The organism is Polyangiaceae bacterium, from assembly GCA_020633235.1.
In the GTDB taxonomy this organism is placed as follows: Bacteria; Myxococcota_A; Polyangia; order Polyangiales; family Polyangiaceae; genus JACKEA01.
In genome coordinates this window covers 125,992-140,572 of the sequence record JACKEA010000006.1, presented here as the reverse complement: position 1 = coordinate 140,572, position 14,581 = coordinate 125,992, and the positions used below count along the sequence as shown (strand labels likewise).

The following is a 14,581-nucleotide window of genomic DNA, read 5'->3' as shown; positions in this document are numbered from 1 at the left end:
CCCATCCGTCATGATCGAGCAGTTATCTCATAGCGGAATGACGGCGGAAAGCCCCGCGCTTGCGCGGCGGCGGTTTCGGACATAGGTCAGCGCCTGCCAATGACCAAGACGGCGATTCTGTTGCTCGTGCCCGTGCTGCTCGCGGCCTGCGCCAACAGCGAGGACAGCGTGGGGGGTGGTGGTTCCGGCGGGTTCTTCGACGGCGGAGCGGGGAACGGCGCCTTTGGTGGCTTCGGTGCGACCGGCGGTACGGCCGGCACTGCGGGCACCGGCGGCGCGGCAGGTGCCGCAGGCAGCGCCGGCACTGCGGGCACCGGCGGCACTGCGGGCACCGGCGGCGCTGCAGGTGCCGCAGGCAGCGCCGGCACCGGCGGCACTGCGGGCGCCGCTGGGAGCGCAGGCGCCGGCGGCACGTCGTCCTGTATCGAGCTGTCTCCGACCGCGTTCAGCATCGATCCCAACGGCACGTCCACCGCGCAAGGCGTGGTCGGCTCCCCCGGCGCCACCCTCGGCGGCGCGCTGCCCGACAGCTTCTACGTTCAGTTCTACTCCGACACCACCGGCAGCTTCGATCTGGCCAGCGGCAACAACGCGAGCTTCGCCACCTGCGATCAGTGCGTGCTCGTCACCCAAGACGTGAGCGGCACCACCGCGTCGAAGTACTTCTATCAGTCCGCCGGAAGCATCCAGGTGAACAAGCCGCCCATCAGCTCCGGCGGCATCAGCGGCTCGCTCTCGAACGTGACTTTGGTGGAGGTCACCATCGACAGCAACTACGTCTCCACGCCGGTGCCGGGCGGCGCGTGCCTGCACGTATCCTCCGCCAGCTTCGATGCCGGCTGCGGCAACAACGTCCTGGAGTCCGGGGAAGCGTGTGACGGCACCGCCCTTGGCAGCAGCACCTGCAGCACCTTCGGCTTCACCGGTGGTCAGCTCGGCTGCTCCTCCAGCTGCCAGTACGACACCTCCGGCTGCACCGGGTTCTCGTGCTCCGCCACGGATCTCGGCACCTTCGCGGGCACCACGCTGAACGAAACCGGCGACACCTGCACCGCCACCAGCCAGTACGACGTGGCCCAGAGCCCGACCAGCGCCTGCAGCTTCAACGACTCCCCGGGCCCCGAGCGCCTGTACGCCCTAACGCTGCAGCCCGGCACCAAGGTGCGCGTCGATCTCACCAACATCGCCTTCGACGCGGCGCTGTGGGTCGTCACCAGCTGCGCCGACAAGACCGGCAACACCTGCGTGGACATCTCCGACACCCTGGGCAACGAGAGCCTGACCCTCGAGAACACGTCCTCCGCCGACGCCACGTATTACGTGATCGTGGACGGCTACAGCACCTCGGACTGTGGCACCTATGCCCTGACGATCAGCGACATCGCCGTGCCCGGCAGCTGGACGTGTGATCCCAGCTACTTCGCCGCCCTGGACGGCTGCGATTGCGAATGCGGCGCCTGGGACCCGGACTGCAACGACCCCAACGCCTCCGTATATGGTTGCAGCAGCAGCCAGAGCTGCGTGCAGCCCGGCGTCTGTCAGTAAGCGGTGCTATGCTAACTCCGCAGTGAGCGGAGAGACGGAACGCGAGGCCTCCTCGCGGCGTCGTGGTGCATGGGCCTTCGCCATCGCATCGACGGACCCCGCGACCAGGACGCGACTCGATCGCTTCTGCACCGCGCTCAGCGCTCGAGTGAATCGCGTCATCTACCCCCAGGTGGAACGCAGCTACGGAGAGCTGCTCTCGCGCCTCACCACGGGCAGCGTGGATCTTTTGTGGGCTCCCCCGTTGCTCGCCGCCAGCGCCATCGGCCAACGCGGCGCCGTACCCGTCGCCTGTCTCGCACGCGGCGGTTCGGGCGTGTACCACTCCGCCTTCTTCGCCAAGAAGGACAAGGGCTGGGACGGCCTCTCGGCCCTGGAGGGCAAGTCCGTAGCCTGGGTGGATCCCCGAAGCGCCGCCGGCTACGTGGTCCCGCGACGCTTCGTGGCCGCCGCGCAGAAGGATCCCGAGACCTTCTTCTCCCACGGCGTGTTCGGCAGGACGCACGAAGGCGTCGTCGAGCACGTGCTACGCGGCTCCGCCGAGGTGGGCGCCACCTACGCCGTGCTCGAGTCCGGCACGCGTCGCGTGCTCGATGCCGGCTGGTTCCGCGCCGGCTCACGCCAGGACGAGCTCTCGATGGTCACCACCGCGGGGACCGTACCCGCCGACGCCATCGTCGCCTCCAGCCGCATTCCCGGTCCCTTGCTGCAAGAGCTCGCCGCCGCCCTCGCCGCCCTCGGCCGCAGCGACCGCGGCCTGCTGCTGGAGCTGTTCCACAGCGCCGCCTTCGTGGCGCCGCCCAGCGGCTACACCAAGAGCCTGCGCGACCTCGACGCCTGACGACGGCGAAGCAGCAGCAGACCGAACCCCAACGCCACCAAGGTCAGGCTTCCTTTGTTGGTCCGCCGCGGTGCCGTCACGCTGCAGCCGCCATCGTCGCCGCTGAGCAGCTTGGTCCCCTGCCCAGTGCCGCTCGGCGCGCCGGCTTCACCCCCGACGCCGATGGCACCCCCGGCGCCCCCAAAGCCCTGGCCCCCGGCCCCGGCTGCACCGCTGCACGGATCCTCGAGCGGGCAAGCGTCTTGGTCGTTGGGGATGCCGTCGCCGTCGATGTCGTCATCGCACGCGTCGCCCACGGTGTCGCCGTCGAGATCCGCCTGCTCCGGGTTTTCGACCAGGGGACAATTGTCCGCGGCGTCCGCCACGCCATCGCCGTCGTCGTCCCCGTCGCAGACGTCGCCCTTGCCGTCACCGTCGGTGTCCAGCTGGTCCTTGTTCTTGTCTTTCGGGCAGTTGTCCTTGTCGTCGGCGACGCCGTCGCCGTCGGTGTCGGTCACGCCGCAGCTCGGCTCCTTGGTGAAGCCCGCCGCGGGGGACTTCGCGAGCCGCGCCTCCGTCTGCGGACCGTAGGAGCCGTCCTCGTCGATCTTGTCGCCGGGGTTGTTCAGGTTCCAGAGCATCTGGAACGCGAGCACGTCCTCGCCCTTCAAGTTCTTGGCGCCGCTGCCCGCGTAGTCGTAGTGCACCGGATCCGACGAGCCGAGCCACTTGAAGCCGTTACCCGTGAGCGCGCTCTTCCAGGTGCTGTACTGGCTCACGTCGATGGCCAGCCCCGACTCGTGATTGGACGACCCCGGAGTGGCGGCCAGGCTGATGCCGCACTTGCCCAGCTTGTACCAACGGTAGAGCACGTACTGCGCCGCCACCGTGCGGAACATCGAGTTCACCTTCATGTTGGTGCCCGGGTGCGCGTCGAGGGCCTTCACCAACGCGTTCTTGGCGGGGGACTGCATGAACGGGAACACCGCGCTGCCCATGGTCAGGTTGGGTCGGGAGGGCACCTGCGCCATGGAGTTCGGCACGTTGCAGTTCATCTGGGCGACGATCTGCTCGCTGAGCCCCTTCACGCTGGAGGTGGAGCAGCTGGTGCTCACCACGCTGGCCACGGTGGTCAGCTTCTCCTGCACGGACGCGACGGGCTCTTCTTCTTCCCCGTGGAAGTCCGGCTCGTCCGCCGTCTGCAGGGCGCAGCCGGAGGAGAGCGAAAACGCGGCGGCGGCGCCGAGAAGCACAGCGATGGCACGAAACGGTTTCATGATTTGCTCCCATTCGAGCACGACCGGCGCCGGGCGAGAATGATCCCTGCGGCCGCCAGCAACAGGAGCTCTCCGCCGGAGCCCTTGCCGGACCCGCCCACGCTGCAGCCGCCGTCGTCCCCGGCCAGGGTCTTGGTGCTCTGCTGCACCCCGCCCCCGCCGGCTTCGCCGCTCAGGCCGCCGGCCCCTCCGGCGCCGCCGGTGCTCTGGCAGGCGTCGCCCACGCCGTCCTCGTCCTTGTCCGCCTGCGCGGGGTTCTCCACCAGCGGGCAGTTGTCGTCCACGTCCAGCACGCCGTCGTCGTCATCGTCGTCGTCGCACACGTCGCCGTCGCCGTCGCCGTCGGTGTCGACCTGTTCCGGGTCCTTGTCGTTCGGGCACACGTCGGTGTCGTCCACCACGCCGTCGCCATCCGTGTCCTTCTCGCAGGCGTCGCCAATGCCGTCGTTGTCGGCGTCGGCCTGGCCCTTGTTGGCCGTCTTCGGGCAGTTGTCGTCAGCGTCCTTCACGCCGTCATTGTCGTCGTCGGCGTCACACGCATCGCCCTTGCCATCGCCGTCGGTGTCCAACTGGCCGGCGTTCTTGTTCAGCGGGCAGTTGTCCTTGGTGTCGGCCACGCCATCGCCGTCGTCGTCGCCGTCGCAGGCGTCGCCCTTGCCGTCCTTGTCGGTGTCCGTCTGATTCGCGTTCTTGGTGGTCTTGCAGTTGTCCTTGCTGTCCGGCACGCCATCGCCGTCGGTGTCGGTGGGCGCCACGCAGGAGCCCGAGGCCGTGAGGATCTTGATGTCCTTGCCGTAGTAGAATTGGAGGATCTGCTTGTAATCGTAGCCCTTGCCGTTCTCCAGGCAGCGCGCGCCCCACTGACCCATGCAGCCGCGGTTCTGCCCGTAGCCGGGCGGTCCGATGTAGCCGAGGGACGTCTGCTTCACCGAGGTGCCGGTCTTGCCCTCGTTGTAGGTGATGTACTTCTCGATGGAGACGCTGGTGCTGCCCTTGCAGCTCGGCGGCGACGTCTTCGAGTCACCGTTCACGTAGAAGCCGTAGGTGAGCATCCCGCCGTAGGACAGGTACATGCCCGCGGTCTCTTTCACGGCCTGCTTCTGCTTCGCCGTAGGCGTCGCGCCGCAGGAGTACACCTGGCAGCCCTGGCCGTCGCAGATGGAGCCCTTGGTCGCCATCGCGTAGTAGGCCACGGACCGCGCGGCGATGGCCTGCGCCTTCAGGGCCTGGAGATTGGCGCCGCCGTTCTCGCACTGGATGACATGGGGCAGGTAGTCCTCCTCCATGCTCTTGGTGCCTTTGCCGGTCACCGGAATGCTGCAGTACGCCTTCGCCAGTGGCGCGCTCACCGCCTGCTGAGAGAAGCCGAGAGGCTCGCCGTCACCCACCTCGGCGGTGCAGCCCGTCATCGCGGCACCGCCGGCGAGGAGCGCGCCCACGGCCAGCAAGACCAGAGCCAAGGAGCGAGAGGCGTATCGCCGAGTCGTCTTCACGCTCCGAAGCACAGCAAGCGCCAAGCCACGGCCCTAGGCCGCCAACCTCGCGAAATCGCTAGCGAGCGCGGCGAGCCAACGCCAACCTTCGGTTACCGGCCGCCAACCGCGGGTTGGCAGAGCGGTTCCGCGGCGAACCGACATTCACTGAAAGAGAGCAGGGCCCTTCAGTTGCAGAGCACCCGCGCGTGGTGCTCGACGTGGTCCGCGGCGAAGGTGGCAATGAAGTAGTAGCTGTGGTCGTAGCCGTCGTGCATGCGGAGGGTGAGGGGAATGCCGGCCGCGCTGCAGGCCGCCGTGAGCCGCTCCGGCATCAGCTCGCGCTCGAGGAACTCGTCCGCGCTGCCCTGATCCACGAGGATCTCGCCGCGGAAGCGGGTGGTGGCCGCGAGCTCGCTGGCGTCGTACTGCTTCCACGCGGCTTCGTCCGTCCCGAGATAGCCGCTGAAGGCCTTCTTGCCCCACGGGCAGTGGGTGGGCGCGCAGATGGGCGAAAGCGCCGACACGCTGCGAAAGCGATCAGGATTGCGGAAGGCCGTGACCAGCGCGCCGTGGCCACCCATGGAGTGACCGAACACGCCCATGCGCCCGAGGTCCACGCCGAAGTGTGTTTCGAGCAAGCGCGGCAGCTCCTCCACCACGTAGCTGTACATCCGGTAGTGCTTCGACCACGGCTCCTCGGTGGCATCCACGTAGAAGCCCGCGCCGCTGCCGAAGTCGTAGCTGTCGTGCTCGCCCGGTAGCTCGAGGCCGCGGGGGCTGGTGTCCGGCGCTACGAGCACGAGGCCGTGCTGCGCGGCGACGCGCTGAGCCCCCGCCTTGGTGGTGAAATTCTCGTCCGTACAGGTGAGCCCCGAGAGATACACGAGCACCGGCGCGCCGCGCTCCGCACCGGCGGGCTGGAACACCGAGAAACGCATCCGGGTGCCGGTCTCGGAGCTGTCGTGGGTGTAGAAGCCCTGCACACCGCCGAACATGCGGTGCTGCTTCAGCGTCTCGATGGCCATGCGTCAGTAGGTCACGACGGTGCGGATGGACTTGCCCTCGTGCATCAAGTCGAACGCCTCGTTGATGCGATCCAGAGGCAGCGTGTGGGTGATCAGGCTGTCGATGTCGATCTTGCCGTCCATGTACCAGTCCACGATCTTGGGAACGTCCGTGCGGCCCCGAGCACCGCCGAAGGCGGAGCCGCGCCACACCCGACCAGTGACCAACTGGAAGGGCCGAGTGGCGATCTCCGCGCCCGCCGGCGCGACGCCGATGATGACCGACTCGCCCCAGCCCTTGTGGCAGCACTCCAGGGCCTGGCGCATCAGCTCCACGTTGCCCACGCACTCGAAGGTGTAGTCCGCGCCGCCGCCGGTGAGGTTCACCAGATACGGCACCAGATCCCCTTCCACCTCTTTGGGGTTCACGAAGTGCGTCATGCCGAACTTCTCGGCAATCGCCCTACGACCCGGATTCAGATCCACGCCCACGATCATGTCGGCGCCCACCAGCCGCGCGCCCTGGATCACGTTCAGGCCGATGCCGCCCAGACCGAACACCACCACCTTGGAGCCCGGCTCCACCTTGGCGGTGTTGATCACCGCGCCCACCCCCGTGGTCACGCCGCAGCCGATGTAGCAGACCTTCTCGAAGGGCGCGTCCTCGCGGATCTTCGCCACCGCGATCTCCGGCAGCACCGTGTGGCTGGCGAAGGTGCTGGTCCCCATGTAGTGGAACAGCGGCTTACCGCCGGAAGAGAAGCGGCTGGTGCCGTCCGGCATCAGGCCCTTGCCCTGGGTCGCGCGGATCGCTTGGCACAGGTTGGTCTTGGGGTTCAGGCAGAACTCGCACTCGCGACATTCCGGCGTGTACAGCGGGATCACGTGATCCCCCTTCTTCACGCTGGTGACGCCGGGCCCGACGTCCACCACCACGCCGGCGCCCTCGTGACCGAGGATGCTCGGAAAGATCCCTTCCGGGTCCTTGCCCGAGAGCGTGAACTCGTCGGTGTGGCACACGCCAGTCGCCTTGAGCTCCACCAGCACCTCGCCCGCTTTCGGGCCTTCGAGCTGAACCGTCTCGATGCTCAGGGGTTTGCCGGCCTCTCGGGCCACTGCAGCGCGCACGTCCATCGCGATTCTCCTCCGGGAACGAAGTCTCACGTTTAGTGCGTCGTGCCGCAAAACGGAAGGCGTGCGCTGCGTTGCGCGCCGCGGCACGGGAGCCGTTCAGCTCCGAGCCCCGTCCACAGACACCAGCGCGGAAAGCCCGACAGCGGCCAATCCGGCGAGAACCGCGCCGATGCCGAACGCGACGCGCGGCCCGATCGCTTCCCAGAACACCCCGAAGAGCAGGCTCGCAGGAAGCGCCGCCAAGCCGATTGCACCATGGTAGATGCCGAACGCCGTCCCGCGTTGGCTGCTCGGAACGAAGTCCGTCACCAGCGCCTTCTCCGCGCCTTCCGTCATGCCGTAGTAGAAGCCATAGGCGATGAGCAGGAGCCAGAACGCCCACTCGGCGGCGACCACGGCCAACCCGAGATAGATCAGCGCGTAGACGATCCAGCCGCTGATGATCACCGGACGGCGCCCGAGCTTGTCGCTCACGATGCCGCCCGGGATGCTGAACACGATCTTGGAAACGTGCAGCGCGATCCAGAGCAGGATCAACGGCATGAGCCCCCATCCGAACAGCTCGTGCCCATAGAGCAGCAGGAACATGTCGGAGCTGTTCCCCAACGCGAACAGCGACACGATCGCCACGAACAGCTTGAAGCGCCGCGGCAGCTGACGCCATTCCCCCGTGCCTCCAGGTCCGGACTCCGCCGCAGGGACGATCTCACGCACGCCGAGAGCGAGCACGGCTACGGCAATCACGCCCGGAACCAGCGCGACGCCGAACAGCACGCGCATCGCGTGCATCTCCTCGGCGCTCACGCCGCCACCAACGCCGCCCCACCGCGCGTAGCCGAGCCAGAGATAAAGCAGGGCCATCGCCGTCAGCGGACCGAGCACGGCCCCGGTGTGGTCCATCGCGCGGTGGAAGCTGAAGGCGAGCCCCCGGTGCCCCGCGTCCACCGAATCGGCGATCAAGGCGTCGCGCGGTGACGTGCGCAGACCCTTACCCACGCGGTCGAAGAACTTCAGCGCCACCACGTGCCAGGCGAGGGCGGCCAGCGCGATGGCCGGCCGGGCCAGGCTGGAAACACCATAACCGGCGAGCACCAGCGACTTGCGCTTGTGGAGTCTATCGCTGATGCGACCCGAGAAGATCTTGAGCATGCTCGCCGTGGTCTCGGCGACGCCCTCCGACAGGCCGACCCAGAACGCCGCGCCGATCACAGGGGCCAGCCCCGCGAAGAACAGCGGCAAGAGCGGATTGATCATCTCGCTCGAGAAATCCGTGAACAGGCTCCCGAGCCCCAGCACCAGGACGTTGGCGCGGATGGCCGCTCGAATGCCTCGGCGCGGTCTCTTCGTGGCGGCGCTCATGCAGGTCCGCGTTCAGCATACGCTCGTCCCGCGAGGTTCCGCGGCGCCCCGACATCCAGCACAAAAAGGCAGTGGCCCACCCGAAGCCGGGTGAGCCACCGTTCCTTTGGCGAAGACGCTGACTACCAGCGACCGCCGCCGCCGCCGCCGCGACCACCGCGACCACCGCCGCCGCCGCCACGGTTCTGACGCTCTTCGGCCTCGTTGACCTTGAGCGCACGACCGTCGAGCATCGCGCCGTTCATCTCGCGAATGGCGTTCTGCGCGGCTTCGTCGGAGCCGAGGGTGACGAAGCCGAAGCCTCGCGACCGACCGGTCTCGCGGTCCGAAACGACGTGCACGTCAGTCACCTCGCCGAACTGCTCGAAGGCCTGGCGAAGCGTGTCGTTGTCGGAGTTGAAGGAAAGGTTGCCCACGTAAAGACGATTACCCATGACTTGTCTCGATTCGTTGTCCCGGCTCGAAGTTCCCACGCCCAACGCCGGCATTGGGTGGTGGATCTCAGGAGTCGTTGCCGTTGCAGCGAGCTCCGCAATCCCGATTCGAGCTCGAGAGGGCGTCGTCCGTCCGTAACAGTGAACGTCAGTGAGGCGCGGAAAAGTAGCCGCCCGGCGCCAATTTGCAAGCTTGCTGCGGCGTTTCCCCAGAATCCGCAGGGTTTTGTGCCCCGCCGGCCCCCCGCCCCAGGTCCAAAGGCCGGGAGTTTGTCGGTCCGGCGCGCTGCCCGTCCCGGACGGACGTCACAGGCCGAAGGTGCCGCACTTGGTGACGTCGGCCTTGGCGACCGTCGCGTAACCGCCGCCGCGGCAGCTCACGTCCAGCTGGACTTTGAGCGTGTGCGGATCCTTCACGCTGCCGGAGAACCGCGCAACGCCGCAGCCGGTGCCGCCGTTCTCCATGCTGCCCCCCGCGGGAGTGAAGCTGACCGTGACGCCGTTGGAGTCGCTGAAGGAGAGGCGGTTGTCCGTCGCGTCCGTGAGCGTGACGGAATGCGTGGTGACGCCATTCATGGTGAGACTACCCACGACGCACTGCTTCGCGACGAAGGGCGCGCCGTTCACGGTGATGGTGCCGTCGACCGAGTGCTGACTCTTGCAGGCGAGCAGGGACGTGAAGAGCAGAGCCGCGACGACCGCGACGTCTCGGCGCGGCGCGCGGTTTCCGCGGCGGACCAACCCCAAATGCAACATGGGCTGGACGATACGTCCGAGAGGCGTGGCTCCCAATGCAATAGCAGTAACGCCAACGATAAGCGGGAGTTGTCGACGGGCGCGCAGGGGCCGGCATAGCGTGCTATTTTTTCGACATGTCGCGAGCTTTCGGTGTGCTGGTCGCGGTGACGATGGCTGTCGGCTGCGGCAGCAGTGGCGGCGGCGGCGGAGCCAATCCGGACGGCGGCTCCGGCGCCAGCGCCACGGGTGGCGCCGCGGGGTCGAACACTGGAGGTGCCGCGGGCAGCGGGGGTGCTGCGGGCAGCGGGGGTGCTGCGGGCAGCGGCGGTGCTGCGGGCAGCGGGGGTGCTGCGGGCAGCAGTGGCGGCGCGAGTGGCAGTGGCGGCGCCGCGGGAAGTGGCGGCGGTACCAGCTGGTACGCCGGCGTGAATCTCTCGGGGGCAGAGTTCGGCGAGAGCAATCTGCCCGGCACCTACGGCACCACGTACACGTATCCCACCCAGCAAGAGCTCGACTACTTCATCGGCAAGGGGCTCTCCATCTTCCGCGTGCCGTTCCGCTGGGAGCGCCTGCAGCAGAGCAAGGGCGCCGCGTTGGACGCCACGGAGCTGTCACGCTTGGACACCGTGGTGAGCTACGCCACCGGCAAGGGCGCCTCGGTGATCCTCGATCCCCACAACTACGCCCGCTACTACGGCGACGTGATCGGCGGCGGCGTCGTGAGCAACGCCGACTTCGCGGACTTCTGGGGCAAGCTCGCTGGGCACTACAAGGCAGACGCCCACGTGCTGTTCGGCCTCATGAACGAGCCCCACGACATGCCCACGGAACAGTGGCTGGCCGCGGCCAACGCCGCCATCACGGCCATTCGCAACGCGGGCGCGACGCAGCTGGTGCTGGTGCCGGGCAACGCCTGGACCGGCGCCCACAGCTGGACGCAAAACTGGTACGGCACGCCGAACAGCCAAGTGATGAACGGCGTCGTCGACTCGGCAAACAACTTCGCCTTCGAGCTGCATCAGTACTTGGATGCGGACTACTCCGGCACCAACGCCAATTGCCAGAGCGCCACCATCGGGTCCCAAAAGCTCGCGGACGTCACCGCCTGGCTCTCCTCCAACGGCAAGAAGGGGTTTTTGGGCGAGGTCGCCGGCGGCAACAACGCTACCTGTCAGGCCGCCATCGCCGACATGCTCGGCTACATGAAGCAACACCAGGACGTGTGGATCGGTTTCACCTGGTGGGCCGCGGGGCCCTGGTGGGGAAACTACATGTTCACCCTCGAGCCCCAAAACCTCGGCAGCTCACCGGTCGACGCGCCGCAGCTCGCCTGGCTCACGCCGTATCTGTAGAGCGAATCTCGATCTCCACGGCGCCCACGCGAATCACGTCCCCCGCACGCACCACTTGCCGCTGCACGTGGAGACCGTTCACCCAGGTCCCGGACGCGCTGTCTGCATCTCGAATCTCGATCTGGTACGGGCCAACGTCCAAGATCGCGTGAGTCCGTGACACGGTCGGGTGCTCGATCGCGACATCGCACTCCGGCGCGCGTCCGATGCGGAGCTTGCTCAACGGCCGCACGGCGTACTCTCCGAGCTCCGCGCCGGCGTGGCTAATCCGCAAGAGGTAACCGCTCACGTGCAAAGCTTACGGGATCATGTCGGTCCGGCGCGATGCCCGTCAGGGACGGAACTGCGCCTCCAGCGCGTCAAGCAGCCCGTCCACGGTGTACTCACTGGCCGTCACCGCAGGCGTCACGCCGCGGGCCTCCGCCGCGCGTGTGGTGATGGGTCCGATGCTCGCCACCGTGATGCGGCCGAGGAGCTCGACGGCGCGGTCACCCAAGAGCTCCACGGTGGAGCTCACGGTGGATCCGGAGGTGAACATCACCACGTCCACGTCGCCGCTCTCGATCATGTCGCGGAGCTCTTCCGCCTGCTTCTTCCCCACCGGGCGTGTCTCGTAGGCAGGCACCACGTTCACCTCGGCGCCGCTGGCCTCGAGCAGCTTGGGCAAGTCCTCCCGCGCTTCCAAGGCTCGCGGAATGAGCACGCGGCGCACGTCCCCGGCGCCGAGGATGGCCTCCGCCAAGGCTTCCCCCACGTACTCCTTGGCCACCAGATCCGGCCTGAGACCGAAGCGATCCAGCGCCTTGCCGGTCTTGGGCCCGATCACGCCGATCTTCGCCGTCGCGAAAGCGCGGGCGTCACGGCCCACCTGGGCGAGAGCAGCGAAGAAGCGATCCACTCCGTTGGCGCTGGTGAACAGCACCCAGTCGTAGCGCTGCACGTCGCGGGCGGCGGCCAAGAGCCGCTCCGGCTCCGGTGGATCCACGATCTCGATCACCGGGAACGCGATGGGCCGAGCCGAACGCGCGCGCACTGCCTCCGCCGTGGCCACCGCTTGGTGTGCCGGGCGCGGCACCAAGATGCGCTTCCCGAACAGCGGCCGCGAGTCGTACCAGGAGAGCTTGTCGCGCAAAGACACGATCTGCCCGACCACGATGATGGCCGGGTTCGTGATGCCGCTGTCGCGCACACGCTGGGCAATGGTCCCGAGCGTGGCGACCTCTACGCGCTGCTCCGGCCGCGCGCCCCACTGGATCACGGCCGCGGGAGTACCGGGGTCGCGACCACCGTCGATGATCGCGCGGGTGATGTCCTCGATACGCCGCATGCCCATCAGCACGCAGATGGTGTCCGTCGCGGTCGCGAGCTTCTTCCACGCGTCGGGCGACCACTCCTTGCCGGCCTTGTCGCTTCCGGTGATGAACGTGGTGCTCGACGACAGATCGCGATGCGTGAGCGACATGCCGGCGTAGGCCGCGGCTGCCACCGGCGAGGGAACACCGGGCACCACCTCGAAAGGAATGCCAGCGTCCGCCAGGGCTTCGGCTTCCTCCGCACCGCGCGCGAACAAGAACGGATCGCCGCCCTTGAGGCGCACCACCTTCTTGCCCTGCTTCGCTTCCTCGATGAGCACGCGATTGATGCCGGCCTGCGGCGGGTTGTCGAAGGCGTAGCGCTTGCCAACGTAGCGCTTGTCGGCGCCCGGACAGGCATCGAGGAGCGAGGGATGCGCGAGGGCGTCGTACAGCACCACGTCCGCTTGGCTCAGCACCTCGAGCCCGCGCACGGTGATGAGCCCCGGCTCTCCCGGCCCCGCGCCCACCAGCCATACCTTTCCCTGGGACATCGCTGCGGAACCGTAGCTCGGATCGGGACGGGAACGGCTGTACAGCAGGGATGCCCGCTGACGAACGCCGCCTGCCCGGCATAAATGCCGGAAATGAGGCGTCATTCAAGAACGCCCCGGCCCTTCCTTGACTTTCCCCCGGGCCTGGGACAAGTGGCTCCGTTCTGTGGGCGTCTGTGGGGAGTTTCTCCACGTCCTACGACACGAGGGGTTGTGCACCATGCAAGCGGTAGACGTGAAGTTGGAGTCGAGTGAGATGACGGTGGACGACCGCTGGTTCGTCACCAATGGCGTGGAAGCCGTGGGTCCCGTCAGCTTCGAGCTGATGAGCCGGGGCGTCGCCGCTGGGCGCATCCCCGAGGGCGCTCTGGTTCGTCACGCCTCCTGGAAGGTTTGGCGCCGTTTGGAGGAGCTCGAAGGGTTGAGTGACTCCAAGCGGGACGAAGCCGTGGCCAAGCTGGCCGAGGCCAGCGCCAGCATGGAGGTGCGCGCCAGCAACCCGCACCACGAAGCGCCGCTGCCGCCGAGCTCCGAAGAGCTATCGGCCTCCGCCAACGATCCGGTGCCGCCGTCCATTCGCCCGGTGGCCGTGGATCCCGTCGGCGTGCTCGAGAGCGCCACGGATCTGGATCAGGCGCTGCTCTTGGCGCTGTCCACTTCGGTCACGGCTTCCTCGTCGCACCTGGGTTTGGTGCATCGCGTGCGGCCGGATCTGAACGCCATCGTGTGCAGCTTCGCCCACGGCCCCAACACGGAGCAGCTCCTGGGTGAGCGCTTGGCGGAGAACGATCCGTCGCTGCTCTCGGCCCAAGCCGGCCACACCGTCGTGGGGGAGCAGCGCCTCGGCGAAGCCGGACGCTACATCGCCGGGCGCCTGTCGCGGGCCATCTCCGGTCAGCGCGGCGTGGCCATGGTGCCGGTCATGCTGAACAGCGCGATGTTCGCGATGATCGAGGTGGGGCGCACCTCGCGGCCTTTCAAGGCACGAGAGATCGCCCGCGTGGAAGAGGTCGCGGACGCCGTCGCCCAGCGGATCCTCGACGCCAATTGGCTGAATTGAACAGGGCGTAGCGCTGCGCGGGTTGGTGTTACACTCCCGCGCCATGTCCCTCCCGCGCGCGTTCTTCGCCGCTGCGATGTTGCTCGGCGCCACCTCCGGGTGCGGCTCCAACTGCGAGGTCAGCGGTTCGGATCCCGTGAGCTACCAGGAGGGCACGGTGGACTCGACAGCGACGGTGTACGAGACCTCGCCCTGGTACGGCCGCTGGCTCTACTTCCCAGCGGGGCGTCGCTACAGGCTCTACCACCACCTGGGGAAGGCACCCTGCTGCTACGACACCTACCTCGCGTTCCACGAGTATCAGACCGGCGACAACTTCCAGGCCGCCGAGAGCGCGGGCAACCAAACGGTGCTCGAGGCCGTAACGGACGAGTTCATCCAGATCCACAACGACACCTGCGCCGAGTTCTATCTGCGGGTCACCGCCACTGCGGCGCCGGCCGGGGCCATCTCCGACGCCGGCACGGACTGACGGCTCGAAGATTCGCCTTCGGCGAATCTTGCTCGGATCAGGTGCCTACGAGGCAGCCTGGCGGT

The 14,581-nt window shown here is 67.7% G+C and carries 14 protein-coding genes; 5 read left to right on the top strand and 9 right to left on the bottom strand.

Annotation, left to right across the window (positions count from 1 at the left end):
• Positions 1-99: 99 nt before the first annotated feature.
• Entirely contained in the window at positions 100-1,545 is a 1,446-nt protein-coding gene (locus tag H6717_30365; GenBank protein MCB9581374.1) for a hypothetical protein, read from the top strand.
• A complete protein-coding gene (locus H6717_30360) occupies positions 1,496-2,386 on the top strand; it encodes a PhnD/SsuA/transferrin family substrate-binding protein (protein MCB9581373.1) in 891 nt (296 codons plus the stop codon). Before H6717_30365 ends, H6717_30360 begins: the two co-directional genes overlap by 50 nt.
• Here H6717_30360 and H6717_30355 read toward each other — a convergent pair.
• The 7 genes from H6717_30355 to H6717_30325 form a co-directional block, all read right to left on the bottom strand.
• Positions 2,353-3,642 carry a thrombospondin type 3 repeat-containing protein gene (locus tag H6717_30355; protein ID MCB9581372.1) on the bottom strand — a complete coding sequence of 430 codons (1,290 nt, stop codon included), beginning with the start codon at positions 3,640-3,642 and terminating at the stop codon, positions 2,353-2,355. The genes H6717_30360 and H6717_30355 overlap by 34 nt on opposite strands.
• Positions 3,639-4,820: a thrombospondin type 3 repeat-containing protein gene (locus H6717_30350; GenBank protein MCB9581371.1), complete on the bottom strand. Its 1,182-nt coding sequence runs from the start codon at positions 4,818-4,820 to the stop codon at positions 3,639-3,641. Before H6717_30350 ends, H6717_30355 begins: the two co-directional genes overlap by 4 nt.
• Positions 4,821-5,302: 482 nt before the next feature.
• Positions 5,303-6,136, bottom strand: a complete 834-nt coding sequence (fghA, locus tag H6717_30345; protein ID MCB9581370.1) for an S-formylglutathione hydrolase — start codon at positions 6,134-6,136, stop codon at positions 5,303-5,305.
• 9 nt (positions 6,137-6,145) lie between these two features.
• Entirely contained in the window at positions 6,146-7,255 is a 1,110-nt protein-coding gene (locus tag H6717_30340) for an S-(hydroxymethyl)glutathione dehydrogenase/class III alcohol dehydrogenase (protein MCB9581369.1), read from the bottom strand.
• A 96-nt stretch (positions 7,256-7,351) separates the two neighbouring features.
• Positions 7,352-8,614 carry an MFS transporter gene (locus tag H6717_30335; GenBank protein MCB9581368.1) on the bottom strand — a complete coding sequence of 421 codons (1,263 nt, stop codon included), beginning with the start codon at positions 8,612-8,614 and terminating at the stop codon, positions 7,352-7,354.
• Positions 8,615-8,736: 122 nt separating this feature from the next.
• Positions 8,737-9,048 carry an RNA-binding protein gene (locus H6717_30330; GenBank protein MCB9581367.1) on the bottom strand — a complete coding sequence of 104 codons (312 nt, stop codon included), beginning with the start codon at positions 9,046-9,048 and terminating at the stop codon, positions 8,737-8,739.
• Positions 9,049-9,354: 306 nt separating this feature from the next.
• The gene (locus H6717_30325) at positions 9,355-9,804 is read right to left on the bottom strand and encodes a hypothetical protein (protein ID MCB9581366.1); all 450 of its coding nucleotides are present in this window, start codon (positions 9,802-9,804) and stop codon (positions 9,355-9,357) included.
• Positions 9,805-9,956: 152 nt separating this feature from the next.
• On the opposite strand from H6717_30325, the gene H6717_30320 reads away from it, so the two are divergent.
• A complete protein-coding gene (locus tag H6717_30320) occupies positions 9,957-11,138 on the top strand; it encodes a glycoside hydrolase family 5 protein (GenBank protein MCB9581365.1) in 1,182 nt (393 codons plus the stop codon).
• Here H6717_30320 and H6717_30315 read toward each other — a convergent pair.
• Both H6717_30315 and cobA read right to left on the bottom strand, forming a co-directional pair.
• Positions 11,122-11,427 (bottom strand): FHA domain-containing protein, encoded by a 306-nt coding sequence (locus H6717_30315; GenBank protein MCB9581364.1) that lies wholly within the window; start codon positions 11,425-11,427, stop codon positions 11,122-11,124. The genes H6717_30320 and H6717_30315 overlap by 17 nt on opposite strands.
• Positions 11,428-11,469: 42 nt before the next feature.
• Positions 11,470-12,984, bottom strand: a complete 1,515-nt coding sequence (gene cobA, locus H6717_30310) for a uroporphyrinogen-III C-methyltransferase (GenBank protein MCB9581363.1) — start codon at positions 12,982-12,984, stop codon at positions 11,470-11,472.
• A gap of 220 nt (positions 12,985-13,204) precedes the next feature.
• On the opposite strand from cobA, the gene H6717_30305 reads away from it, so the two are divergent.
• Together H6717_30305 and H6717_30300 are read left to right on the top strand one after the other, a co-directional pair.
• On the top strand, positions 13,205-14,044 hold the full coding sequence (locus tag H6717_30305; GenBank protein ID MCB9581362.1) for a DUF4339 domain-containing protein: 840 nt from the start codon (positions 13,205-13,207) through the stop codon (positions 14,042-14,044).
• A gap of 43 nt (positions 14,045-14,087) precedes the next feature.
• A complete protein-coding gene (locus H6717_30300; GenBank protein MCB9581361.1) occupies positions 14,088-14,516 on the top strand; it encodes a hypothetical protein in 429 nt (142 codons plus the stop codon).
• The last annotated feature ends 65 nt before the right edge of the window (positions 14,517-14,581 follow it).